Annotated in this window: 24 protein-coding genes and 1 tRNA gene; 14 read left to right on the top strand and 11 right to left on the bottom strand. The window is 71.8% G+C overall.

Going from position 1 to position 24,231, the window contains the following annotated elements:
* The first annotated feature begins 186 nt into the window (after window positions 1-186).
* On the top strand, window positions 187-1,476 hold the full coding sequence (locus AB0472_RS40235) for a cyclopropane-fatty-acyl-phospholipid synthase family protein (protein ID WP_366364322.1): 1,290 nt from the start codon (window positions 187-189) through the stop codon (window positions 1,474-1,476).
* Between the two features lie 85 nt (window positions 1,477-1,561).
* Here AB0472_RS40235 and AB0472_RS40230 read toward each other — a convergent pair whose 3' ends face one another.
* Window positions 1,562-4,090: an FtsX-like permease family protein gene (locus tag AB0472_RS40230; protein ID WP_366364321.1), complete on the bottom strand. Its 2,529-nt coding sequence runs from the start codon at window positions 4,088-4,090 to the stop codon at window positions 1,562-1,564.
* Window positions 4,090-4,854: an ABC transporter ATP-binding protein gene (locus AB0472_RS40225; protein WP_366364343.1), complete on the bottom strand. Its 765-nt coding sequence runs from the start codon at window positions 4,852-4,854 to the stop codon at window positions 4,090-4,092. Before AB0472_RS40225 ends, AB0472_RS40230 begins: the two co-directional genes overlap by 1 nt.
* A gap of 449 nt (window positions 4,855-5,303) precedes the next feature.
* Between AB0472_RS40225 and AB0472_RS40220 the strand changes: the two genes are divergently transcribed.
* Window positions 5,304-5,386 (top strand) — tRNA-Leu (locus AB0472_RS40220).
* A 64-nt stretch (window positions 5,387-5,450) separates the two neighbouring features.
* On the opposite strand, the gene AB0472_RS40215 is transcribed toward AB0472_RS40220, so the two are convergent.
* Window positions 5,451-5,702: a hypothetical protein gene (locus tag AB0472_RS40215; protein WP_366364320.1), complete on the bottom strand. Its 252-nt coding sequence runs from the start codon at window positions 5,700-5,702 to the stop codon at window positions 5,451-5,453.
* Between the two features lie 155 nt (window positions 5,703-5,857).
* On the bottom strand, window positions 5,858-6,259 hold the full coding sequence (locus AB0472_RS40210) for a helix-turn-helix transcriptional regulator (protein ID WP_366364319.1): 402 nt from the start codon (window positions 6,257-6,259) through the stop codon (window positions 5,858-5,860).
* 232 nt (window positions 6,260-6,491) lie between these two features.
* Between AB0472_RS40210 and AB0472_RS40205 the strand changes: the two genes are divergently transcribed.
* From AB0472_RS40205 to AB0472_RS40180, 6 genes are all read left to right on the top strand, one after another.
* Window positions 6,492-6,707, top strand: a complete 216-nt coding sequence (locus AB0472_RS40205) for a hypothetical protein (protein ID WP_177233064.1) — start codon at window positions 6,492-6,494, stop codon at window positions 6,705-6,707.
* A gap of 75 nt (window positions 6,708-6,782) precedes the next feature.
* Window positions 6,783-7,001, top strand: coding sequence for a hypothetical protein (locus AB0472_RS40200; RefSeq protein ID WP_351710579.1), 219 nt, complete (start codon window positions 6,783-6,785; stop codon window positions 6,999-7,001).
* Between the two features lie 90 nt (window positions 7,002-7,091).
* A complete protein-coding gene (locus AB0472_RS40195; RefSeq protein ID WP_366364318.1) occupies window positions 7,092-9,002 on the top strand; it encodes a hypothetical protein in 1,911 nt (636 codons plus the stop codon).
* A 44-nt stretch (window positions 9,003-9,046) separates the two neighbouring features.
* Window positions 9,047-9,721: a hypothetical protein gene (locus AB0472_RS40190; protein WP_366364317.1), complete on the top strand. Its 675-nt coding sequence runs from the start codon at window positions 9,047-9,049 to the stop codon at window positions 9,719-9,721.
* A 307-nt stretch (window positions 9,722-10,028) separates the two neighbouring features.
* Entirely contained in the window at window positions 10,029-11,207 is a 1,179-nt protein-coding gene (locus AB0472_RS40185) for a 4-hydroxybenzoate 3-monooxygenase (RefSeq protein ID WP_366364316.1), read from the top strand.
* 195 nt (window positions 11,208-11,402) lie between these two features.
* Window positions 11,403-12,260, top strand: coding sequence for a Bax inhibitor-1/YccA family protein (locus AB0472_RS40180; RefSeq protein ID WP_366364315.1), 858 nt, complete (start codon window positions 11,403-11,405; stop codon window positions 12,258-12,260).
* A 71-nt stretch (window positions 12,261-12,331) separates the two neighbouring features.
* On the opposite strand, the gene AB0472_RS40175 is transcribed toward AB0472_RS40180, so the two are convergent.
* A complete protein-coding gene (locus tag AB0472_RS40175; RefSeq protein WP_093502087.1) occupies window positions 12,332-12,562 on the bottom strand; it encodes a DUF4287 domain-containing protein in 231 nt (76 codons plus the stop codon).
* 118 nt (window positions 12,563-12,680) lie between these two features.
* Here AB0472_RS40175 and AB0472_RS40170 point away from each other — a divergent pair, with 118 nt between their 5' ends.
* Window positions 12,681-12,992 carry a hypothetical protein gene (locus AB0472_RS40170; RefSeq protein ID WP_366364314.1) on the top strand — a complete coding sequence of 104 codons (312 nt, stop codon included), beginning with the start codon at window positions 12,681-12,683 and terminating at the stop codon, window positions 12,990-12,992.
* Between the two features lie 103 nt (window positions 12,993-13,095).
* Here AB0472_RS40170 and AB0472_RS40165 read toward each other — a convergent pair whose 3' ends face one another.
* The 3 genes from AB0472_RS40165 to AB0472_RS40155 all read right to left on the bottom strand — a co-directional run bounded on the left by AB0472_RS40165 (window position 13,096) and on the right by AB0472_RS40155 (window position 16,810).
* The gene (locus AB0472_RS40165; protein WP_366364313.1) at window positions 13,096-13,878 is read right to left on the bottom strand and encodes a hypothetical protein; all 783 of its coding nucleotides are present in this window, start codon (window positions 13,876-13,878) and stop codon (window positions 13,096-13,098) included.
* 296 nt (window positions 13,879-14,174) lie between these two features.
* Window positions 14,175-15,395 (bottom strand): acetyl-CoA C-acetyltransferase, encoded by a 1,221-nt coding sequence (locus tag AB0472_RS40160; RefSeq protein WP_366364312.1) that lies wholly within the window; start codon window positions 15,393-15,395, stop codon window positions 14,175-14,177.
* A 326-nt stretch (window positions 15,396-15,721) separates the two neighbouring features.
* Entirely contained in the window at window positions 15,722-16,810 is a 1,089-nt protein-coding gene (locus tag AB0472_RS40155; RefSeq protein ID WP_366364311.1) for an SGNH/GDSL hydrolase family protein, read from the bottom strand.
* A 150-nt stretch (window positions 16,811-16,960) separates the two neighbouring features.
* On the opposite strand from AB0472_RS40155, the gene AB0472_RS40150 reads away from it, so the two are divergent.
* Window positions 16,961-18,352, top strand: a complete 1,392-nt coding sequence (locus AB0472_RS40150) for a cystathionine beta-synthase (RefSeq protein ID WP_366364310.1) — start codon at window positions 16,961-16,963, stop codon at window positions 18,350-18,352.
* A 316-nt stretch (window positions 18,353-18,668) separates the two neighbouring features.
* Here the strand turns inward: AB0472_RS40150 and AB0472_RS40145 are convergent, their stop codons facing one another.
* Entirely contained in the window at window positions 18,669-19,550 is an 882-nt protein-coding gene (locus AB0472_RS40145; protein ID WP_366364309.1) for a helix-turn-helix transcriptional regulator, read from the bottom strand.
* Window positions 19,551-19,697: 147 nt separating this feature from the next.
* Here AB0472_RS40145 and AB0472_RS40140 point away from each other — a divergent pair, with 147 nt between their 5' ends.
* Window positions 19,698-20,459 carry an SDR family oxidoreductase gene (locus tag AB0472_RS40140; protein WP_366364308.1) on the top strand — a complete coding sequence of 254 codons (762 nt, stop codon included), beginning with the start codon at window positions 19,698-19,700 and terminating at the stop codon, window positions 20,457-20,459.
* Between the two features lie 23 nt (window positions 20,460-20,482).
* Here the strand turns inward: AB0472_RS40140 and AB0472_RS40135 are convergent, their stop codons facing one another.
* Together AB0472_RS40135 and AB0472_RS40130 are read right to left on the bottom strand one after the other, a co-directional pair.
* On the bottom strand, window positions 20,483-20,896 hold the full coding sequence (locus tag AB0472_RS40135) for a hypothetical protein (protein WP_366364307.1): 414 nt from the start codon (window positions 20,894-20,896) through the stop codon (window positions 20,483-20,485).
* Window positions 20,897-20,968: 72 nt separating this feature from the next.
* The gene (locus AB0472_RS40130) at window positions 20,969-21,592 is read right to left on the bottom strand and encodes a carbonic anhydrase (protein ID WP_366364306.1); all 624 of its coding nucleotides are present in this window, start codon (window positions 21,590-21,592) and stop codon (window positions 20,969-20,971) included.
* On the opposite strand from AB0472_RS40130, the gene AB0472_RS40125 reads away from it, so the two are divergent.
* From AB0472_RS40125 to AB0472_RS40115, 3 genes are all read left to right on the top strand, one after another.
* Complete coding sequence (locus AB0472_RS40125; protein WP_366364305.1) at window positions 21,591-21,746, top strand: hypothetical protein; 156 nt, start codon at window positions 21,591-21,593, stop codon at window positions 21,744-21,746. The two genes, AB0472_RS40130 and AB0472_RS40125, sit on opposite strands and share 2 nt — an antisense overlap.
* A 93-nt stretch (window positions 21,747-21,839) precedes the next feature.
* A complete protein-coding gene (locus AB0472_RS40120) occupies window positions 21,840-22,655 on the top strand; it encodes a shikimate dehydrogenase (protein ID WP_366364304.1) in 816 nt (271 codons plus the stop codon).
* Between the two features lie 81 nt (window positions 22,656-22,736).
* Window positions 22,737-24,125: a class II 3-deoxy-7-phosphoheptulonate synthase gene (locus tag AB0472_RS40115; protein WP_366364303.1), complete on the top strand. Its 1,389-nt coding sequence runs from the start codon at window positions 22,737-22,739 to the stop codon at window positions 24,123-24,125.
* Window positions 24,126-24,231: the final 106 nt, after the last annotated feature.

The raw sequence follows: 24,231 nt of genomic DNA, 5'->3' as shown, positions 1-24,231 counted from the left end.
CCGTCCGAAGGGCCTCCCGCCATCCGTGGTGCGGGGGGCCCTTCGGCGTCCCCGGACACCGGCCCGACTACATGCTGGCTACACCTTTTTTGCTCAGTCGTAACTCCTTTGCGGGACTGCGTGGCTGCCCTCACGGTGTTTACGTGGTAGCCGGCATCCGGGAACGATGTCTTGGAGGTGTGCGCCATGGCCGACGCCGCGTCGCGGCTGAGGAACGTTGCCGAGCAGCTACTGGGAGCCCCGCTCCCGGTACGGCTGCGGGCCTGGGACGGATCGGAGGCCGGGCCGCCGGGCGCGCCGACGCTCGTCGTGCGCAACCGCCGCGCCCTGCGCCGCATGTTGTTCAAGCCGGGCGAACTGGGCCTGGCCCGCGCCTGGGTCGCCGGCGACCTGGACATCGAGGGCGACCTCTACGGTGCCCTCGCCGTGATGTCCGGGCTGATCTGGGAGCGGGGGGAGGACGGCCGTACCCTCGCGCAGGCGCTGCACGACCCCGCCGTGCGGGCCGCCGTCCGGGAGCTGCTGAGGCTCGCCGGACCGCCCGTCCCGCCCGCCCCGCCCCGCGAGGAGGTACGCAGACCCCGCCATCTGCACACCCGCCGCAGCGACAAGCGGGCCATCAGCCACCACTACGACGTGGGGAACGACTTCTACGAGGTCGTCCTCGGGCCGTCGATGGTGTACTCGTGCGCCTACTGGGAGGCCGACGGGACCCTGGAGACCGCCCAGCGCGACAAGCTCGAACTCGTCAGCGCCAAGCTCGGGCTGAGGCCCGGTCAGCGGCTGCTCGACGTCGGCTGCGGCTGGGGCTCCATGGCCATCCACGCGGCCCGCGAGCACGGCGTGAGCGTCGTCGGGGTCACCCTCTCCCAGGAGCAGGCCGCGTTCGCCCGTAAACGGGTCGCGGACGAGGGTCTGACGGACCGGGTGGAGATCAGGGTCCAGGACTACCGGGACGTCCGGGACGGGCCGTACGACGCGATCTCGTCGATCGGGATGGCGGAGCACGTGGGGGCCGAACGGTACCTGGAGTACGCGCAGGAGCTCTACCGGCTCCTCAAGCCCGGCGGGCGGCTGCTCAACCACCAGATCGCGCGCCGCCCGCAGCTCGACGAGTCCACCTACCACGTCGACGAGTTCATCGACGCCTACGTCTTCCCGGACGGCGAGCTCGCCCCGGTCGGCACCACCGTCACCCAGCTGGAGCGCGCCGGGTTCGAGGTGCGGGACGTGGAGTCGATCCGCGAGCACTACGCCCGCACGCTGCGCCGCTGGGTGGCCAACCTGGAGGCCGAGTGGCCGCGCGCGGTACGGCTGACCAGTCCGGGCCGGGCCCGCGTCTGGCGGCTGTACATGGCGGCCTCCGCCCTCGCCTTCGAGCACAACCGCATCGGCGTCAACCAGGTGCTGGCCGTCCGGACCCCGGACTCCGGTGCCTCCGGGCTGCCCCTGCGCACCCGCACCTGGAACAGCTGACGGCATACGAAAGGGGCCCCACGCTCGCCGTGGGGCCCCTTCGCCGCGGGCGCTGCGTCCTGCTGACCTGCTGCCCTGGTGTCGGCTACTCGGCCTTGATCGCCGCCAGCACGTTCAGCTTCGCCGCGCGGCGGGCCGGCCACAGGGCCGCCAGGACGCCGACGGTGCCGGCCAGGAGCAGGAAGACCGCCATCCTGGCCCACGGCAGCACCAGTTCGTACGTCGGCATCCGCGAACCGACCAGCTGACCGGCCGCCCAGCCGAAGAACACCCCGAGGCCCAGGCCCAGCACCCCGCCGAAGAGGGAGATGACCAGGGACTCCAGGCGGACCATGCGCTTGACCGCCTTGCGGTCCAGGCCGATCGCGCGGAGCATGCCGATCTCCTGGGAACGTTCGAACACCGACATCGCCAGGGTGTTGATGACACCCAGGACCGCGACGATCACCGCCATCGCGAGCAGGCCGTAGACCATGTTCAGGATCAGCGTGAACGCCTGTGCGATGGAGTCGGACAGGTCCTGCTTGTCCTGGACCTTGATCGCCGGGTTGGAGCCGAGGGCCTTCTCCAGCCTGTCCTTGGTCGCGCTCGACGCGCCGGCCGCCGTCTTGACCATGACCTGCATGTCGGCGGGGTCGGTCTCGTGCGGGGTGAGGGTGGTGCTGTCGACCATGATCCCGCGGATCACCGCGTTGCCCTCGTAGACCCCGGCGACCGTCAGCCGCTGCGACTTCCCGTCCTCGTAGTGGACGGTGAAGACGGAACCGGCCTTCCAGCCGTGCGACTTGGCGGTGTGGTCGTCCACGGCGACGTCCGAGCCGCCGACCCGGAAGGCACCGCTGTCCACCGTGAGGTCGGTCAGCTTCCCGATCGCCGAGCCGTCGACGCCGGTCAGGAACTCGGTGTCGCCGTCGATCCGGGAGATCGAGTTGCTGAGCGGGCTGGAGGCGGTCACCCCGTCGGTGGCCGCGACCTTCTTCGCGACGTCGGGGGAGAGCGCGTTGCCGTTGGCCATCGAGACGATGTAGTCCGCCCGGATCGCCGAGCTCGCCATCTTGTCGATCGACTTCTGCAGGCTGCCCGCCATCACCGTCATGCCGGTGATCAGGGTCAGGCCGATCATCAGCGCCGAGGCGGTGGCGGCGGTACGGCGCGGGTTGCGCACCGAGTTCTGGCGCGCGAGCTTGCCGGAGATGCCGAACCCGCGCAGCAGCGGGGCCGCGGCCGCGATCAGCGGTCGGGACAGCAGCGGGGTCAGGACGAAGACGCCGATGATGAGCAGGACCGCGCCGAAGCCCATCGGGGCCTGGCCGTCGCTGCCGTTCATCGTGGTCGCCGCCAGGATCACCACCACGCCGGCCGCCGAGAACAGGGCGCCGATCGTGTTGCGCAGCACCAGCGACTTGGTGGTCGGGGTGGCGTGCAGGGCGCTCATCGCGGCCACCGGCGGGATCTTCGCGGCGCGGCGGCCGGGCAGCCAGGCGGCCAGCATGGTGATGACGACGCCGACCGCGAGGGCGGCGGCCACCGTGCCGGGGCTGACGACCAGCGGGCCGTCCGGGACGGTCGCGCCGAACGAGCCCAGCAGGGAGCGCAGTCCGGCGCCGATGCCGATGCCGGCGACCAGACCGGTCACGCCGGCCACCGCGCCGACCACGAACGCCTCGATCAGCACCGAGCGGGTGACCTGGCGGCGGGAGGCGCCCACCGCGCGCAGCAGCGCCAGCTCCCTGGTGCGCTGGGCGACCAGCATGGTGAAGGTGTTGGCGATGATGAACGTGCCGACGAACAGCGCGATGCCGGCGAAGACCAGCAGGCCCGAGCGCAGGCCGCTCATGCTGCTGGAGATCTGCGCCGCCTGGTCGTCGGCGAGCTTCCTGCCGGTGGTGGTCTCCACCAGCTTCTTCGGCAGTGCCCGGTCCAGCTGGGACTTGAGGGCGGCCTGTCCGGTGCCCGCCTTCGCGGTCACGTCGATCTCGTCGTACGTGCCCTTCTTGCCGAACAGCTGCTGTGCGGTCGCCGTGTCGAACAGGGCGAGGCTGCCGCCGGCCGCGACGTTGCCGTCGTCGGTGGTGAAGATGCCGGCGACGGTGGGGGTGAGGACCGGGCCGTTCACCGAGATGCGCACGGTGTCGCCGACCTGGTAGCCGGCCCGCTCGGCGGTCCTGGAGTCGATCAGGACCTGGTTCCCGCCGCTGGGCGCGTGGCCGCTGACGAGCGGGTAACGGGAGTCCTTGGTGCCCCAGTAGTTGCCGCCCTCGGACTGCCAGCCGCCGCCGATCAGCTTGCCGTCCTTGTCGGCGATCGCCGTGAAGCCGGAGACGACCCCGGTGGCGGAGGCGGCCCCGGGGACCTTCGCCGCCTTGTCGAGCAGGGCCTGGGTGAGGTCGGGCGTCCTGCCGACCTTGTCGCCCTTGGAGTCCTGGTACTTGGCCTGGACGGCCACGTCGACGCCGTCGAAGCCCTTGGCGGAGCTGTTCTGGTAGGCGTCCGAGATGGTGTTGGTGAAGACCAGGGTGCCGGAGACGAACGCGACGCCGAGCATGACGGCGAGGACGGTCATCAGCAGCCGGGCCTTGTGCGCGAGGACGTTGCGCAGGGCGGTGCGCAACATCAGCTGGTCCGGCCCTTCGCGTCGAACTGCTTCATGAAGTCGAGGACCGTCTCCGCCGTCGGCCGGTACATCTCGTCGACGATCCGGCCGTCGGCGAGGAAGACCACGCGGTCGGCGTACGCGGCCGCCACCGGGTCGTGGGTGACCATGACGACGGTCTGGCCCAGCTCCCGCACCGAGTTGCGCAGGAAGCCCAGCACCTCGGCGCCGGAGCGGGAGTCGAGGTTCCCGGTCGGCTCGTCACCGAAGATGATCTCCGGCCGGGAGGCGAGGGCGCGGGCCACGGCGACGCGCTGCTGCTGGCCGCCGGAGAGCTGCGAGGGGCGGTGGCCGAGCCGGTCCCGCAGGCCGACCATCTCGATCACGTTCTCCAGCCACTGCTTGTCCGGTTTCCGGCCCGCGATGTCCATGGGGAGGGTGATGTTCTCCAGCGCGGTCAGCGTCGGCAGCAGGTTGAACGCCTGGAAGATGAAGCCGATCTTGTCCCGGCGCAGCTTGGTCAGCTGCTTGTCCTTCAGGGAGCCCAGCTCGGTGTCGCCGATCCGCACGGATCCGGAGGAGAAGGTGTCGAGGCCGGCCACGCAGTGCATCAGCGTGGACTTGCCGGAGCCGGACGGCCCCATGATCGCGGTGAACTCGGCCTGCCGGAACTCGACGGTGACCCGGTCCAGGGCGACCACCTGGGTCTCGCCCTGTCCGTAGATCTTCGAGAGGTCCGTGGCACGTGCGGCCACGGAAGTGGTCCGCCGGTCGGCCGGGGGCACCCCTGGACGAAGTTGGGGGGAGGGTGTGGTGGACACGGAAGGGTGCTCCTGTCGGGACGACGGCGTTTCACGGGGACCGCACCATCGTCTCGGCCGAACCGGCCCGTGTAGTCAGCCGCAGTTCCGGTTCCGGGGGGCGACCAAGGGGGGACCGGCGGGGTGCCGGGTCATACCTGGGGATGACACCGGACCCCGAGACCAGGATCCGGAACCGGGCGCTCCCAGTCGTCGAGAACAGGTGGAGCCCCCTTGTTCGGACGGTGAAATTCCGTCATTCCGTGTACGCGTGCACCCACCGCGCGTAACGCTATTGGCAAGTGCGGATGGCTAGTTCCAGGTGCTGATGCTCCCTCAGACGTCAATAAAATAAGACAACATCGGGTCGCCCGTCCGCTGTTCGGGGGACGCCTCCCGATAGGGTCGGAGCCGCGTAGCGGAGCCCATGGCCTGCCCGGATGGTGGAATGCAGACACGGCGAGCTTAAACCTCGCTGCCCCTCGCGGGCGTACCGGTTCAAGTCCGGTTCCGGGCACCTCCCGCACCTCCCGTGGGTGGCGTCGGCGTACTCTCGGCGTCGCCTCACCCGCGGTCTCGCCTCACCCCTCGTAGACCGTCAGGACCGCCCCGTCGACCTCGACGCGGCGGCCCGCGCGCATGCCGTTGCGGCGCAGGGTGTGCAGGCACTCCTCGAACAGGGCGAGTTCCGCCGGGTCCAGGATGGCGGCGGCCAGGTCCAGGAGTTCGGTGACCGAGGCGTCGGTCAGGACCTCGGGCAGTTCCCCGGAGAGCAGGACGACGGACTCGCCGTCGGGTTTGCGGACCACGGCCGTCGCGGGTCCGCCGTGCACGAACAACACATGTCCCCCTGAGAGCCCGTGGTCGTGCGGCTCTCGCGTTCCCGGGCAATGAGGCAGAGACTAGCGGCGGATCTTGCCGCTTTCGTGCGGAGTTGGATTCTTTTTCCGACTTGACGGAAGCGCGCCCGGGAAGAGTCCGGGCGCGCTCACTTCTCGCGGGGTGCGCGGTCCAGCAGTGACTCGACGAGCGCGGTGACGTGCCGGCGGTCGTCGGCCGACAGTTTCTGGACGCTCGCGATGAGCAGCGCGACCTCGGGGTCGGCGGTGCCGGGGTCCGCGGCGCCGTTCGGGCCGGCGGCCGGCGCGGTGTCGTACACGTGGATCCCGCAGGCCTCGGCGGCCGCGCGGCGCACCGCCTCCAGTGGGAGCTCCAGGCCCTTGGCCAGCCCCTCCAGGGTGGTCGCCTGGGGCATCCGGACCACCCGCTCGGTGGTGGCCAGGTGGTGGACGGTGGAGCGGGGGATGCCGCCGCGCCGTGCCACGTCGCCGTAGGACCAGCCCTTGCGGTCGAGGTGTTCACGGATCAACTGCTGCAGTGCGTTGGCCACTGACCGTCACTTCCTGCTCGCCGCCTGCGGGGGTCCTGCCATGTCGCGGCCGATTCTACGGGCGGGTAGGCGTTCGGCCGAGAGGGTGATTTTCCGAAGGGGTTGCGCGACGGGTTCCCGAGCCCGTAGTGTCCAATCTCGTTGGACAGCACGTCCGACCAGATTGGACAGAGTCCGGGGGGAACCTGACTCGTTCCGATCGGAAATGTCTATCCCTGAGGGGGAAATGATCATGATGGACGCCCATGAGCTCGAGGCCGAGTCCGCGGAGCTGCTGCCGGGTCGTGAGGCCCTGGGCAAGCTGAAGTTCGGCTTCGGCAAGACGGTCAACGTCACCAAGCACGTCGCCAACATCAGCGCCGCCAACGAGTCCGCCGCGCTGAACGACCACTCGTCGTGGTCGGTGGCCGACTCCGGCGCCGCCCAGACCATCAGCGTCCACCAGTAGTACCGCCCTGGCGCACGGCGCCGGCACCGAGATCGACCTCCACCGCACCGCACACGAAACGAAGGGACATCCGTCATGAGCATGGACATGAACGAGCTGGAGAACGAGTCCGCCGAGCTGCTCCCGGGCCGTGAGGCCCTCGGCCGCCTGAAGTTCAGCTTCGGCAAGACGGTCAACGTCACCAAGCACGTCGCGAACATCGAGGCGTCCAACCAGTCCGCCGCTCTGAACGACCACAGCGCCTGGTCGTCCGCCGAGTCGTCGGCCGCCCAGACGATCAGCGTCACCCAGTAGTCCCCAGGAGCGCCGCCGCCGTCGCCCCGGCGGTGGCGCTCCCGGCGGTTCGGGGGGGAACTACATCGGGGATCCGGGGGGAGACCACACATGACGGTGCTCGGGGACGGAGCCGCCGCACTCTACGACACGGGCCCGGTGCCCGGACCCGGCGGCTGGCCGGTGACCTACGAGCAGGTGGCGACGGGCAACCTGCCGGTGGTCGACCCGCCCTCGCCGGTCCCGAGGCTCAGCGCGGGGCTGCGGCTGCACGGCGAGTACCAGGGGTCGGGATTCACCGAGCCCAAGTACATCGCCCGTCGGGGGGACGGGCAGGTCGTGCAGCTGTCCAGGCTGCTGTACCTGGTGGCGTCGTCGGTCGACGGCGTCCGCGATGCCGAGGCCATCGCCCACCGGGTCAGCGCCCGCTTCGGACGCGAGGTCAGTGGGGAGAACATCCGGTACCTCGTCGAGAAGAAGCTGGAACCGCTGGGCGTGACGGTCCCGGAGGGCCAGGAGGACGACGAGGTCGACGCCCCGCGCTCCGACCTGCTGCTCGCCCTCAAGGGCCACCGGGTGATCTTCAACGAGCGGCGTACGGCGAAGATCGCGCGTTCGCTGGCGTGGCTGCACCGGCCGGTCATGGTCGCGCTGGTGCTCGGCTCGGCCGTCGCCATGGACGTCTGGCTGTTCGGGTTCTTCGGGGCGATCGAGCCCGTCCTTGAGGTGCTCGACCAGCCGGTCCTGATCCTCGTCGTCTTCGTGCTCACCGTGGCCTCCCTCGTCTTCCACGAGTTCGGACACGCCTCCGCGTGCAGATACGGAGGAGCCCGGCCCGGCTGCATCGGGTGTGGGCTCTTCCTCATCTGGCCCTCGATGTACACCGACGTCACCGACGTCTACCGGATCGGACGGGGCGGCCGGCTCCGCACCGACCTGGGCGGCGTCTACTTCAACGTCGTCTTCATGCTGGCGATGGTCGGCGCGTACTTCGCCACCGGGGCCCAGTTCTTCCTGGCCACGGTGTATCTCGGGCACTTCGAGATCATGGAACAGCTGATGCCGGCCGTACGGCTGGACGGTTACTACATCCTCGGCGACCTGGCCGGGGTCCCGGACCTGTACGGCAAGATCAAGCCGATCCTGCTGGGCCTGGTCCCGGGACCGAGGGGGGACCGGGCACGTCAGGAGGTCGCCGGGCTGAAGAAGTCGGCGCGGGCCATCGTCGCCACCTGGGTGCTGACGATGGTCCCGCTGATCATCGGCGAACTCGGCTACGCGCTGTGGAACCTGCCGCGCATCCTCACCACCATGACCCGCTCGCTGACCGAGCAACTCCTCGGCACCGGCGGCGCGTTCGTGCACGGCCAGGTGGTCGAGGGGCTGGTCGGGACGATCGGCTGCGTGATGCTGCTGTGCCCGATGGCCGGTGTCGTCTACCTGTCCGTGAAGATGGGCGGCCGGATCTTCCGGGCCGCGCAGCGCTCCACGGCGGGCCGGCCGAGGCTCCGGCTGACGATCTGCGCCCTCGCCCTCGCCGGGCTCACCGGGCTCAGCTACGCCTGGATGTCCGGGGTGACCCCGAAGCCGCTGCCCAAGCAGCCGCCGATCGCGCCGATCCTCCAGCCGGGGGTGCCCACCACGGAACCGCCGCCGGCCCGGCAGGCCTCGACCCCGGACCGGCCGACGGACTCCGGCGCCCCCTCGGACACCGTGTCCGGCGGGCAGTCCGCCCCGGCCGGAGCGAGCGCCGGGCCCTCGGCCGGGGAGACGTCGCGCGGCGCGTCCGCCTCGGCGTCGCCCTCCGCCTCGGTGCCGGGCGGTGCCGGGCAGGCCGGCCCCACCAGGTCGCAGGCGCCGGCCAGCGGGGGACCGGTCACCGAACCGGTGTCCTCGCCGCCGGAGAGCGTCCCGGCGTCACCGACGCCCACGCCGTCGGAGAGCGTCCCGGTCTCCCCGCCCCCCAGCCCGTCGCCGCCGCCGGCCACCGACTCGCCGAGCCCGGCCCCGGCCACGTCCTGACGGGCGGTCTCGAACAATCTTCCGCAGGAGCACAGGAGCACTCCATGAGCAGTCACCGAAAAACCCGCACCACCCCAGGTCCGCTCACCCGGCGGGCCGTCCGGATCGGCCTGTTCGCCGCCGGGGTCGCGGGCGCGGCCACCGCCGTGCCCGCCCAGGCGGCCACCGCGGCCCCGCACGCCGCGGTCGTCTCCGACCACGTCTTCAGCCACGCCGACCGGGGGCACCACACCCAGGTCCGGGACTCCTTCACGATCCGCCAGTTCGGCACGGTGAACGCCGCCGCCGTCCGCAACCAGGCCAACGCCGTCTCGGCCGGCTGCTCGGCGGACGACCACTGCCGTTCGGTGGCCCTCTCCTTCCAGATCGTCACGGTCGCCGGGGAGCACACCCACCTGAACGCGGTGAACCTCAGCGACGCCGCCAACAAGGAGTGCACGGGCTGTCAGACCCTCGCCGGGGCCTACCAGTTCGTGGTCTCCACGCCGACGGCGCTGCGCTTCGACAAGGCGACCCAGAACAAGCTCGCCGACATCCACCGCCGGCTCGACGCGCTGACCCGCTCCACGCTGCCCGCCGACGACCTGCGCACGAAGGCCGACGGGCTCGCCGCCGAGGTGACCGCCGTGCTGCACGACGCGGTCGCGAACGCCCCGAAGGGCGACCCGGGCAAGGACGTCACCCTCCACCGCCACCTGGACGGCTGGCCGGGTCGCTGACCCGTCCCGCAGTCCCGCACACCGGCCGCCGGGCCCACGACCGCCTTCCGTGGGCCCGGCGGCCGGCCGCGTGCGCCGCGCCGACATCGGGCCCGTCCATTGACACCGGGTATGACCGGACGGAAACTCGGGGGAACAAGGTGAAGTAATTTTCACCAGGCGAACATCTCGGCAGGCGTCCAGGCGTCCAGGCGTCCAGGCGTCCAGGCGTCCAGGCGTCCAGGCGTCCAGGCGTCCAGGCGTCCGGACGAACGTCCTGGACCGACGTCGGGACGAACGTCGGAACGCACACCGAAGGGAACGACCGATGCGCACCACTGTCGGCATCATCGGAGCCGGACCCGCCGGCCTCCTCCTCGCGCGGCTCCTGCACAACGCGGGCATCGACTCGGTCGTCCTGGAGAGCCGCGACCGCTCCTACGTCGAGCACCGCCAGCGCGCCGGGATCCTGGAGCAGGGCACGGTGGACGTGCTGCGCGCGGCCGGCGCCGGGGAGCGCATGGACCGCGAGGGACTGCGCCACGACGGCATCGAGCTGCGGTTCGCGAAGCAGCGCCACCGCGTCGACTTCCCCGGTCTCACCGGCGGCCGGTCCGTGATGGTGTACGCCCAGACCGAGGTCTGCAAGGACCTCATCGCCCTCCAGCTCAAGGAGGGCGGCCCGCTGCTCTTCGAGGCCGAGGCGCTGGCGGTGGAGGGTGCCGAGGGCGAGCGGCCGCGGATCCGGTTCCGGCACGAGGGCCGCGAGTCCGTCCTGGAGTGCGACTACGTGGCCGGCTGCGACGGCTTCTGGGGGGTCGCCCGCGCGGCCTTCCCCGACTCCCTCTCCCAGGTGTTCGAACGCACCTACCCCTACGCCTGGCTGGGCATCCTCGCCGACGTCGCCCCCTCCCACGACGAACTGGTCTACGCCCGCCACGAGCGCGGCTTCGCCCTCCTGTCCATGCGCTCCCCGTCGGTCTCCCGCCTCTACCTCCAGGTCCCCGCCGGCACGGATGCCGAGGACTGGACCGACGAGGCGATCTGGGACGAGCTCGAACAGCGCTTCGAGACCGACGACGACTGGCGCCTTGAGCGCGGCCCGATCACCCAGAAGTCGGTCACGCCCATGCGGTCCTACGTCCACGAGCCGATGCGGCACGGCCGGGTCCTCCTCGCCGGGGACGCCGCCCACATCGTGCCGCCGACCGGTGCCAAGGGGCTGAACCTGGCGGTTGGCGACGTCGTGACCCTCGCCCGCGCCCTGGTCCACGAGAAGGAGACGGGCTCCCCGGAGCTGCTCGACGCCTACTCGGCGACCTGCCTGCGCCGGGTCTGGCAGGCCGAGCGGTTCTCGTACGACATGACGAGCATGCTCCACACCGGCCCCGGCGACACCCCCTTCGACGCCCGGCTCCAGCTGGCCCGGCTCGGCCGGATCGCCTCCTCCCGGGCTGCCGGGACCGACCTGGCGGAGGCGTACACCGGGTTCCCGCTGGACGCCTGAGGGATCTCCGGCCGGTTCCGGTCGTGTTCCGGCTTCGTCATGGATCGAAGCCCTCCGTGGCCGGGAATCAGCGCTCCGCGTAGCGTGTTGCGCAGCACGGTGAGGGAAAGATCCTCCGCAGGTAGTAGGGTCAGTCTTTTGCCAATCCATTACTCTTGACGCCAAGGCCCCACAGGGTGGCCATGGAGGAGTGAAATGAGGAGCAGCAACCCGGTCTTCTCGCGACGGGGGTTCAGCCGCGACAACGGCTACGCGGGCTTCAACACCGCGCCGCAGGCCGGGTACGCACAGGGCAACCCGTACGCGCAGAACCCGTACGCGAACAACCCGTACGCCCAGCAGGACCTCCAGCAGGGCGCCCCGCCGCAGGCCCCGGCCACCACCGGCCGGATGACGATGGACGACGTCGTCATGCGCTCGGGCATGACGCTCGGCACGGTCGCCGTCGGCGCGATCCTCGCCTGGGCGCTGCTGCCGATCTCGGCCACCAGCTACGGCCTGGCCGTCGGCTCGGCGATCGTCGCGTTCGTCCTGGCCATGATCCAGAGCTTCAAGCGCACCCCGGTGCCCGCGCTGATCCTGGGATACGCCGCCTTCGAGGGCGTCTTCCTCGGTGTCATCAGCGAGATGTACAACAGCCAGTGGAGCGGTGCCCCGTTCCAGGCGGTGCTCGGCACCCTGGCGGTCTCGGCCGCGACGCTGCTGGTCTACAAGGCCGGCTGGATCCGCGTCACCGCCCGCTACGCCCGCATCGGCATGGCCATCGCCATCGCCTTCGTGCTGGTCATGGCGGTCAACCTGCTGCTGGTCGCGTTCGGCGTCGCCGACAACGGCGGACTGCGCAGCTTCGGCCCGCTCGGCGCGATCGTCGGCATCATCGCGATCCTGCTCGGCGCGTTCTTCCTGACCCTCGACTTCAAGCAGATCGAGGACGGCATCGCCTACGGCGCCCCGAAGAACGAGGCCTGGCTGGCCGCGTTCGGCCTCACCATGACGCTGGTGTGGATCTACATCGAGATGCTGCGCCTGGTGGCGATCTTCAGCAGGGACTAGCCGCGCAGGAGAAGTGAGAAGGGCCCCGGGGCACCGCCCCGGGGCCCTTCGCCGTCTGTGTGCGTGCGCGCCTAGAGAAGTTTGCGCGCGGCCCTCCTCAGGTCGTACTCGTGGATCAACGCCTTCGCGTGGCCGTACGCGAGGTTGTGCTCGTGGCGGAGCCAGCTGACCTTTTCCTCGAAGCGGAAGAGGGCCGGGCCTTCGTCGACGGTACGCAGCCAGTCGGACACTTCACGACCGGTGCAGTGGGGGATGCGGGCGAGCATGTTGCGATGGGTCTCCTCGGAGAAGACTTGGGACATCGGCGCCTCCGGTGCGCAAAGGGGGTTGTAGCCGGTCCTTCACGTCACCGTGCCTGAGTGTTGGCGTGTTGGCAACAGTCGTGACAGGACAGCCGGTGACACGCGTTACGCTCACGGCGTGGTTGATACGACGCCTCTGACCCGTGCCGTGGAACACTTCGCCGACAAGCTGAGGGCGGCACCGCAGAGCCGGCTGCAGCGGGGCGCCGCCGCGGAGGCGCTGGGACTGGCGAGGGAGTTGGCCCGCTGGGCCCAGGCCGTCGAGGAGCCGGGCGCGGAGAGCCGGGAGATGCCGGACGCGGGGATGTTCGCGGTGGCCGACCAAATCACGGTGGCCGGGAACGACTTGGCGGTGGTGCTGAAGACCGAGGCCGAGGTGGGGGATGCGGTGCGGCTGGTGGAGGAGGCGCAGAAGAGGGCGGGGGTGTGAGCCGCACGTTGTCGGGTGCGCCGCCGTCGTGGCTGGTCGCGCGGTTCCCGCGCCCCTTCAGGGGCGCGAGCAACCCCCACGCACCCGCACCCGACGAAGCACCTCAGAGCGACGCTATGACCCGGTCCGCCAGGATGTAGACGTTCTCCTCGCCGCACGCGAACGTCAGCGTGTAGGCGCCGGAGATCCCGGAACCGCCCAGCAGGTACGGCGTCTCGCCCGCGCCCAGCGCCGCGGCCAGCCGTTCCGCGGTCTCCCGGTGCCCCGGCGTCATGCACAGCGTCGTGCCGTCGGCGAACACGTACACGTCCAGCGTGCCCAGCGGGCCGGGGCGGACGTCGGAGAGTGCGACCTGGGACTCGGCCAGCTGCTCCAGCGTCGCGACCGTACGCTCGTGGTCGTTGACCACCGGTGACTGCACCGGCACGAAGTCCGGGTGGGACGGGTGCCGGCGGCGGGCCGCCGCCAGTTCCGGGGACTCCCCGGCGAACTCGTCGCCGTCCACCGTCGGCTCGGCGACCGGCTCCAGGCCCACGAAGTCCGTCTGCCGGGGCAGGAACGGCTCGCCGTCCGCCAGGCCCAGCAGCGACGGCGCGTCGGAGGCGTCACGCGCCTCCTGCGCGGCCCAGAAGGCACGTGCCTCGGCCAGCTCCCGCTCCCGCTCCTCGGCCAGCGCCTCCGCCACCGCGGCGCGTATCTCCTCGGCGTCGGCATGGCTGCGGGCCGCCGGCATGAGGGCGCGCAGGGTCGCGGCCTGGTTCTGCGCAAGCTGGGTGTGCAGCTCGGCGACCTGGCGGCGCAGCTTCAGTACGGTGCGCAGGACAGCGACGCCCACGGCGCCCGTGGTGGCCGTGGTGAGCAGCAAGGCGATCGGCATGGCGCTCACTGACGTACTCCCGGTTCAAAGTCGACCCCCGACTTCCTACATCAGCTTGAAGGGCGGACTATCAAGCTGTCAGTGCGTAACGTCACGAAGCGGACAGGACTTTGGCCCTGGCGTTTCCCTGGGCAACTACGCTGACCTGCGGTGATACCCCCTCGGAGGGAGATACGTCACATCCTGGGGGAGATTGGATCACAAATCGGCCCGGCGTTCGGGGCTTTCTCGAACACCGGGCCGCGGTGTCACGGTGGGTCCCGTGACGGTCACTCAGGGGTGACGTGGGGGTCGTGCGAAGGGGCTCAGCTGAGGCGCTCGATGACCATCGCCATGCCCTGGCCGCCGCCGACGCACATCGTCTCCAGGCCGAACTGCTTGTCGTGGAACTGGAGGGAGTTGATGAGCGTGCCGGTGATGCGGGCGCCGGTCATGCCGAAGGGGTGGCCGACGGCGATCGCGCCGCCGTTCACGTTCAGCTTCTCCAGCGGGATGTTCAGGTCGCGGTAGGAGGGGATCACCTGGGCGGCGAACGCCTCGTTGATCTCGACCAGGTCGATGTCGTCGATGGTGAGTCCGGCGCGGCGCAGGGCCTGCTTGCTCGCCTCCACCGGGCCGAGGCCCATGATCTCGGGGGAGAGGCCGGTGACGCCGGTGGACACGATCCGGGCGAGCGGGGTCAGGCCGAGCTCGCGGGCCTTGGTGTCGCTCATGATGACGACCGCGGCGGCGCCGTCGTTGAGCGGGCAGCAGTTGCCGGCGGTGACCAGGCCGTCGGGGCGGAAGACCGGCTTCAGGCCCGCGACGCCCTCCATGGTGACGCCGGCGCGCGGACCGTCGTCCTTGCTGACGACCGTGCCGTCGGGGAGGGTGACCGGGGTGATCTCGCGCTCCCAGAAGCCGTTCTTGATGGCTTCCTCGGCGAGGTTCTGGGAGCGGACGCCGAACTCGTCCATGTCCTGGCGGGTGACGCCCTTGATGCGGGCCAGGTTCTCGGCGGTCTGGCCCATCGCGATGTAGGGGTCGGGGAGCAGGCCGTCCTCGCGCGGGTCGTGCCAGGTGGAGCCGGTCGACGCGGCGGTGGCGGCGGTGCGGGCCTGAGCCTCGGCGAAGATCGGGTTCGTGGTGTCCGGGAGGCCGTCGGAGCTGCCCTTGGCGTAGCGGGAGACCATCTCGACGCCGGCCGAGATGAAGACGTCGCCCTCGCCGGCCTTGATGGCGTGCAGGGCCATGCGGCTGGTCTGCAGGGACGAGGAGCAGTAGCGGGTGATCGTGGTGCCGGGCAGGAAGTCCATGCCCATCTGCACGGCGACGATCCGGCCGAGGTTGTAGCCCTGCTCGCCGCCGGGGAGGCCGCAGCCGAGCATCAGGTCGTCGATGTCCCGCGGGTCCAGCTCGGGGACCTTGGCGAGAGCGGCCTGGATGATCGTCGCGGTGAGGTCGTCGGGGCGCAGGTCCTTCAGGGAGCCCTTGACGGCACGGCCGATCGGGGAACGGGCGGTCGAGACGATGACGGCTTCGGGCATCACGGCTCCAATGAGGGGGTCGGCAGGGCCGCTTCGGAAGTTACCTGTACGTATGTCATCGGTCACCGGTGTCGGGGTGTGACACTGGCCGCACTTTCTAAGCGCTTGCTTGGGCGATGGGGGGTGCGTTGTCGGGCGCGGGCCGGTGGGGGCTGATCGCGCAGTTCCTCCCGGTCGCGTCCGAAGCGCACCGTAGGGGCGCGGGGAACTGCGCGACCAGCCCCCACCCGCCCGCAGACTGATCACGACTCGGCTCCCCCGCCGAAAGCACCCGCGCCTCGACATCGGGGTCGAGCTCCAACCCCGCCCGCACCGGCACCGGACCCCTACTCGGTCGTACCCGCCCTCGACCTCGCCTCCTCGGAGGCCTGGTCGGACGGGAGTGGCTCCATCGGCTGGCGCCGGCGGCGTTTCAGCAGGGCCCACGGTCCACGCGGCCCCGTCGGCATCGCCGCCGTGACCTCCGTGCCGGCCTCGGCGGCGGCCTCCGCCGCGGCGCGGGCGACCGGCAGGAAACCCTCGCGGCGGCTGACGTCGGGGCGCTCCTCCTCCGCCGGCCACAGGCCCAGGGCCGCGCAGACCGTCGGCAGCACCGCCATCGCCGCGGTGGCGTACCCCTCCGCCGAGGGGTGGAAGTTGTCGGGGCCGAACAGCTCGCGCGGGTTGGCCGCGAACTCGGGGCCGAGCAGGTCGCCCAGCGACACCGTGCGGCCGCCCTGCTCCACCGTCCCGATGGTCTGGGCCGCCGCCAGCTGCCGGGACGCCCGCCGGGCCAGCCAGCGCAGCGGCTGCCGCACCGGCTCGATCGTGCCCAGGTCGGGACAGGTGCCGACCACCACCTCGGCGCCCGCCGTGCGCAGCCGGCGGACGGCCGCCGAGAGGTGGCGGACCGAGCGGGTCGGCGGCATGCGGCGGGTGACGTCGTTGGCGCCGATCATGATCACGCAGACGTCGGGGACGGGCGAGGCCGTGCCCAGCACCAGGGCGACCTGGCGGTCCAGGTCGTCGGACTGGGCCCCGGGCAGCGCCACGTTGCTCAGCTGCACCGGGCGTTCCGCGACCGCGGCCAGGCCGGACGCCAGCAGCGCGCCCGGCGTCTGGGCCGCCCGGTGCACGCCCTGCCCGGCGGCCGTGGAGTCGCCGAGCATGGTCAGCCGGATGGGCGGCTCACCGGAGGCGCCGTGCCCTCCCCCGCCCTCGGCGTCGCTCGGGTGGGGGGACCCCCACTCGTAACGCCCGTCCGCCACCGGTACCCGGCCGCCGCTGTTGCCGTTGTGCACCGCCGTCCTGGCCATCCGCACCTCGGCCAGCACCAGGCCCACCGCGGCGGCGCCGACCAGCCCGACCCCGCCACCGCCGTACGCCGCCCCGGCCGCGATCCGCCGGGCCACCCGCGCCCTCGACATGTTCGTCATGCGTCGCCGCCACCTCCTCGTTGCCGCTCATCCACTCCTTGCCCCGTACAGCCCGTGCGTCAATCTCAACGGGGAGTGAACCTCCGGAGCGGGGCCTTAGGCTGGCGGCACAAACAGGACCACACCTTTTGCAAGCAACCGGAGACAACGGTGCGATTCCACGACTCGATGATCAGCCTCGTCGGCAACACCCCGCTGGTGAGACTCAACAGCGTCACCCAGGGCATCCAGGCCACCGTGCTCGCCAAGGTCGAGTACTTCAACCCGGGCGGTTCCGTGAAGGACCGCATCGCGCTGCGGATGATCGAGGCCGCGGAGAAGAGCGGGGAGCTGCAGCCCGGCGGGACCATCGTCGAGCCGACCAGCGGGAACACCGGGGTGGGGCTCGCGATCGTGGCCCAGCAGAAGGGGTACAAGTGCATCTTCGTGTGCCCCGACAAGGTGAGCACCGACAAGATCAACGTGCTGCGGGCGTACGGCGCCGAGGTCGTGGTCTGCCCCACCGCCGTCGACCCGGAGCATCCGGACTCGTACTACAACGTCTCCGACCGGTTGGTCCGCGAGACGCCCGGCGCGTGGAAGCCGGACCAGTACTCCAACCCCAACAACCCCCTTTCGCACTATCACTCGACCGGCCCCGAGCTGTGGGAGCAGACGGAGGGGAAGATCACCCATTTCGTGGCGGGCGTCGGGACCGGCGGCACCATCTCCGGCACCGGGCGGTACCTGAAGGACGCCAGTGACGGCCGGGTGCAGGTCGTCGGCGCCGACCCCGAGGGCTCCGTGTACTCCGGCGGGTCCGGGCGGCCCTACCTCGTCGAGGGCGTCGGCGAGGACTTCTGGCCGACCGCCTACGACCGGACCGTCGCCGACGAGATCGTCGCCGTGTCCGACAAGGACTCCTTCCAGATGACCCGGCGGCTGGCCAAGGAGGAGGGCCTGCTCGTCGGCGGCTCCTGCGGCATGGCCGTCGTGGCCGCGCTGCGGGTGGCCGAGCGGCTCGGCCCGGACGACGTCGTGGTCGTCCTGCTGCCGGACAGCGGCCGCGGCTACCTCAGCAAGATCTTCAACGACGAGTGGATGGCCGACTACGGCTTCCTGGAGGACGAGGGCCCCAGCGCCCGCGTCGGCGACGTGCTCAGCGACAAGGCCGGAGCCACCATCCCCTCCCTCGTCCACATGCACCCGGACGAGACGGTCGGGCAGGCCATCGAGGTGCTGCGCGAGTACGGCGTCTCGCAGATGCCCGTCGTCAAGCCGGGCGCCGGCCACCCGGACGTGATGGCCGCCGAGGTCGTCGGCTCGGTCGTCGAACGCGAGCTGCTCGACGCCCTGTTCAGCAAGCGCGCCTCCCTGGAGGACCCGCTGGAGAAGCACATGTGCGCCCCGCTGCCCCAGGTCGGCTCCGGCGAACCGGTCGGGGACCTGATGACGGTGCTGGGCGCGGCCGACGCCGCGATCGTCCTCGTCGAGGGCAAGCCCACCGGCGTGATCAGCCGCCAGGACCTGCTGGCCTTTCTGGCCAAGGGCGGCAAGCAGTAGCGAACGTCCGGTGAACGGCCCGTGACGCCGCGGAACTTGCTGTTTCCCCTCCACATGGTGGACTTCGCGGAAGTGGTACGAGCGCGTCACGTGCGCGCAGCACACGCTTAACACGGGTCCGGCAGATTAGTGGGTGTCGGCAGGGCGGGAGCGGCTCCCCGCCCCGGCCGGCACCGAACGTCCAAGGACCTCCGGAGCGGCTCCCGGACCTCCATGGACGCCCGGACGTGAGACCCGGCCCTGACCCGGTCCATGTCCCTCGCGGGGACCGCCGTCGTCCCGCCCCCCTTTCAGGGGGTGCGGCGGTCCCCGCGCATTACTTTTCCCGGCCCGCCGTCCCGGCTTGCGCCGTCGTCGCCCAACTTCCCAGCAGCGCCAGCCGTTCGGCCGTCTCCGAGCCCGGCTCCGGGGTGTACGCCACGATCGTCTGGTCCGGGTCGGTGGGGACGGTGAGGGTCTCGTAGGGGAGGGTCAGCAGGCCCGCCACCGGGTGCTGGATGCGCTTCGTGCCGTACGCGCACTCCTTGACCTCGTGGTCCGCCCAGAGCCGGCGGAAGTCCTCGCTCTTCACGGAGAGTTCGCCGACCAGCGCGGCCATGCCGGGGTCGTCGGGGTGGCGGCCCGCGTCGATGCGCAGGTTGGCGACGGTCTGGGCGGCGACGGCGGCCCAGTCCGGGTAGAAGCCCGCGGCCGCCGGGTCAAGGAAGACCTGGCGCGGGATGTTCCGCTCGGCCGGCGCCAGGGTGCTGAACCCGTTCACCGCGTCGCCGAGCGCGTTCCAGGCGAGGACGTCCATCCGGCGGCCCAGTACGAACGCGGGTGTCCGCTCCATGCCGTCCAGCAGCAGTTGCACGCCGGGGCGGATGCGGGGGCGGGCCGGGCGCGCGGTGTTCGCCCTCTTCTGCGGGCGGGCCACCGTCAGCAGATAGGCGTGCTCGGTCTCGTCCAGGCGCAGGACACGGGCGATCGCGTCGAGCACCGCGTCCGAGACTCCCCCGGACCTCGTCCGGGAGGGACCCGCAGGACCTCTGCCCTGTTCGAGACGGATGTAGTAGTCGACGCTCACCCCTGCCAGCTGTGCCACCTCCTCGCGGCGCAGGCCCGGTACGCGGCGCCGCCCGTGCGAGGGCAGCCCCACCTCCTCGGGCTGGATGCGGGCGCGACGCGAGCGCAGGAAGTCTCCGAGTTCCCCGTCCATGGGTTCGATCGTAGGGGAGTCGCGCCCTTCCAACCTGGTTCTGCCAGACCCAGGAAAAGCTCAGCCCTGGGTAGGCCGCCCGGCTCCGGCGAGTGTGGAGACACGCCACCGGGGCGGTCCCGGCGGCACTTCACCAGGGAGTACCTCATGTCGTACGACAACCTGTCCGGCCGTACCGCCGTCGTCACCGGCGCCGCCAGCGGGATCGGGGCGGCCGTCGCCCTGCGGCTCGCCGAGTCGGGCGCCCGGGTGGCGCTGCTCGCCCGGCGGGCGGACCGGCTGGAGACGGTCGTGGCGAAGATCCGGGCGAACGGCGGGCAGGCCCTCGCCGTGGTCGCCGACGTCACCGGCGACGCCTCCGTGCAGGCGGCGGCCGACGCCGTGCACGCGGCCTTCGGGCGCGTCGACCTCGTCGTCAACAACGCCGGCGTCATGCTGCCCAACCCCGTCGACGACGGCCGTATCGACGAGTGGCAGCGCATGCTCGACACCAACGTGACCGGTGTGCTGCGGGTGCTGCGGGCCTTCACCGGGGACCTGGTGGCGGCCGCGGCCGAGGGCCGTACCGCCGACCTCGTCAACGTGTCGTCCATCGGCGCGCACGTCGTCTTCCCCACCTTCGCGGTGTACGGCGCCACCAAGGCCGCCGTCACCTTCCTGTCGCAGTCCCTGCGTGCCGAGTTCGGGCCGCGTGACGTGCGGGTCACCAACGTCGAACCCGGCCTGACGGACACCGAGCTGGGCACCCACATCGACGGCGATGAGCTGCGCGAGCAGGTGGCGGGCATGTTCGACGGGATGGGCGCGCTGGCCGCCGAGGACCTCGCCGACCTGGTCGGCTACGTGGTGAGCCGTCCCCGTAACGTCAACCTGCGGCAGGTCGTCGTCCAGCCGACCCGGCAGGTGTGAAGCGGACGGGGGTGCGCCGCCGGTCAGTCCTCCCGGCCGCGGTCGGTTCGCTGGAACAGGCCGGGGTGGAGACGGACGGCCTGGGTCGCGTTGACGCCGACGATGCCGATCCAGGTGACGATCACGCCCGTCATGCCGCCGAACGCGCCGCTGATCGCCGAGAGCGGGATCGCCAGCACCAGCGACACGATCCCGAAGCCGAAGCGCTCGCCCCAGGAGTCGGTGCCCCTGGTCCGGCCCGCTCCCCGGGCGGCCTGCATCTGCTGCTCGGCCAGACCGCGGCGCAGCCCGCGCTCGACCGCGGTGTCGATCCGCCGGTCGATCTTCTCCAGGAAGGAGTCGACCAGCTCCGACTCGTACTCCGGCCCCAGGTCCCTGCGGGCGTGCAGGGTGGCGGCGAGGTCCTTCTTCAGCTCGGTGTCGTGAACATCCGTCATGGCGTCCACCGTAGGGGCCGGGAAAGGCCGCCGCACTGGGGAAATCCCCCGCATCCGGCGGGGGGACCGCCCTCAGGGCAGCAGCGACACCAGCCCGCTGCCGGAGTCGAGCCGGGCCGCGACCACCGACGCCCCCGCGAACCCGGGATCCGCCCGGATCGCGTCCCGCGCCCACATCGTCTGCGCCCGCATGGTGTGCTCGGCCCAGTCGCCGGGGAGCGCCCTGGTGCGGCGGGCGGCCGGTGCGATCTCGTCGACGAGGAGTTCCAGATGGCCGGGGACGGGCGCGCCGCTGCGCAGCCGGGCCAGGGTGGCGGCCACGGCCCCGCAGCCCTCGTGGCCGAGGACCACGACCAGCGGGACGCGCAGTTCCTGCACGCCGTACTGGAGGGAACCGAGCACCGCCTCGTCCAGCACCTGGCCGGCCGTCCTCATGGTCAGCAGGTCGCCGAGGCCCTGGTCGAAGACCAGTTCCGGGGCGGCCCCGGAGTCCACGCAGCCGAGCACCACCGCGAACGGGTGCGGTGCGGCGGCCCGGCCGCGGCGGACGCGGCCGGTGGCGTACCGCCGGTTGCCCTGGAGCAGTTCGTCGAGGGCCGCGCTCGCCGAGTCGGGGACGACGGCCGCCGGTACGAGGGCGACGGCCGGCGCGCCGACGGCGGTGGCCGTCGGAAGGGCCGTGGGGTTGGAGGCCATGACGCTTCCTCAGGTGCTGACGCTGATGGTGCTCATCACTGTACGCGGCGGAAACGTCACTCTCTGTTTTCGTTTGCTGATCCTTGGCCGGATCATCGACCGCGCGATACCCGGTGCCGACGCCCGCCGGGCCGGGGCGTTCCGCCGATTTTGAGGGGGACGTCAGGGGGCCGGCCCGGGGCGTGAGGCGCCGTATCGTCGCCGTGTCCCCCGGCCCGGAAGACCCCGTGCGGAAGGCGGTCAGGACGTGGACACCGTGAACAGCGCCGTGAACAGCGCCGTGAACATCAAGGGCACCACCCGTCTGTACGCGGTGCTCGGCGACCCGGTGGCCCAGGTACGGGCACCCGCGCTGCTCAACCCGCTGTTCGCGGGCCTCGGCCTGGACGCCGTGCTGGTGCCGGTCGAGGTGGCGCCGGCCGGACTCGCCGCTGCCGTACGGGGGCTCACGGCCGTCCGCAATCTCGACGGGCTGCTGGTCACCGTGCCGCACAAGACGGGCTGCCGGGCACTCGCGGACCGGGTGACCGAGGCCGCCGCGCTGAGCGGCTCGGTCAACGCGCTGCGCCGGCTGCCGGGCGGCGGCTGGGAGGGCGCCAACTTCGACGGGGAGGGCTTCGTACGGGGCCTGCGCGCGGCCGGACACGAACCGCGGGGCGCGACGGTGTGCCTGGCCGGTGCGGGCGGCGCCGGCTCGGCGATGACGGTCGCGCTGCTGCAGGCGGGCGCGCACGTCACCGTGTGGGACGCGGACGCGGACCGCGCGGCCGCGCTGGCGGCCCGGCTCACCCCGCACTTCCCGGGCCGGCTCGCCGCCGCCCCCGGGCACGTGGACGCGGACCTCGCCGTCAACGCCACCCCGGCGGGCCTGCGTCCCGGCGACCCGCTGCCCTTCCGCCCGGCGGCGCTGCGCCCCGGCACGGTGGTGGCCGACATCATCATGTCGCCGCGGCGCACGGCCCTGCTGCGGGCGGCGGAGGACTCGGGGCTCGCGGTCCATCACGGCGAGCCGATGCTGGCCGAACAGATCGCGCTGTACCGGGAGTTCTTCGGGCTGGGCTGACCTGCGCGGGGGTGCGCAGATGGGTACCCGGTTACCGTCCAGTGGCCTGGGTGCGCGGGCCGCCTGCCTACTGTCCTGGGCATGCCTCCACTCATCCAGACCACCGCCGCGGCGCGCAGCGCCGCCCTGCCTTCCGCAGTGGCCGAACGGGTGGCCGACGCGCTCGCCCGACCCGCGGCCCAGCAGCCGGAGTACCCGGACCCGGCCCGGGTCACCGAGGTGCGCGCCCGCCTGGAGCGGCTGCCCTCGCTCGTCCTGCCCGGCGAGGTCGACCGGCTGCGCCGGCGGCTCGCCGAAGTCGCCCACGGACGGGCGTTCCTGCTGCACGGCGGGGACTGCGCGGAGACGTTCGAGGGCAACACCGGGGAGCACGTCCGCGCGAACATCCGCACGCTGCTGCAGATGGCCGTCGTCCTGACGTACGGGGCGAGCCTGCCCGTGGTGAAGGTCGCGAGGATCGCCGGGCAGTACGCCAAGCCCCGGTCGAAGCCCTCCGACGAGCTGAACCTGCCGGTGTACCGCGGGGACATCGTCAACTGCGCCGACCCCAGTCCGGCCGCCCGCGTCGCCGACCCGGAACGCATGGTCGAGGCGTACGCCCACTCCGCCGCCGCCCTCAACCACGTGCGGGCGATGACCGACTCCGGCCTGGCCGACCTGGACCGGGTGCAGGGCTGGAACCTCGACTTCGTCCGGGCCTCACCGGCCGGTCAGGGGCTGCACGCCCTCGCCGCCGAGATCGACAGCGGGCTGCGCTTCATGAAGGCCTGCGGTGCCGACCACCGGGCCCTGCACACCACCGAGGTGTACGCCGCGCACGAGGCGCTGCTCCTCGACTACGAGCGGGGCCTGCTGCGCGGTGCCGTCGACGAGGACACCGGCCGTACCGGGCTGTACGGCCTGTCCGGGCACTTCCTGTGGATCGGTGAGCGCACCCGCGACCTGGACGGCGCGCACATCGCCCTCGCCGCGCAGCTGGACAACCCGATCGGCCTGAAGATCGGCCCGGGGACCAGCCCCGAGGAGGCCGTCGAGTACGTCCGGCGGCTGGACCCCGACCGGGTGCCCGGCCGGCTCACGTTCATCTCCCGGATGGGCCGGGGCCGGGTCCGCGAGGTGCTGCCGGCGATCGTGGAGAAGGTGACCGCGCTCGGGCACCGCGTGGTGTGGCAGTGCGATCCGATGCACGGCAACACCCAGGAGACCGAGAGCGGCTACAAGTCCCGGCACTTCGACGACATCCTCGACGAGGTGCGCGGCTTCTTCGAGGTGCACCGGGCGCTGGGCACCCATCCGGGCGGACTGCACGTGGAGCTGACCGGCGACCAGGTCACCGAGTGCCTCGGCGGTGCCGCCGCACTCGACGACACCGCCCTCGCGGCCCGCTACGAGACGTTGTGCGACCCCCGGCTCAACCCCGAGCAGTCCGTGGAACTGGCCTTCCTGGTCGCCGAGCTGATGCGCGGATGAGCAGCGCGCGGCGGCCCTGCGGGGACGCCGGGCGGGGGGGGCGGGCCGGGGCGCCCCCCCCCCCCGGGGGGCCCCCCCGGAGCGGCCGCCGCGTGAGAACGCGAGA

The organism is Streptomyces sp. NPDC086777 (assembly GCF_040702065.1).
Lineage (GTDB): Bacteria > Actinomycetota > Actinomycetes > Streptomycetales > Streptomycetaceae > Streptomyces.
The sequence above is the reverse complement of the archived record's forward strand: the minus strand, read 5'-3'. Positions and strand labels throughout refer to the sequence as shown.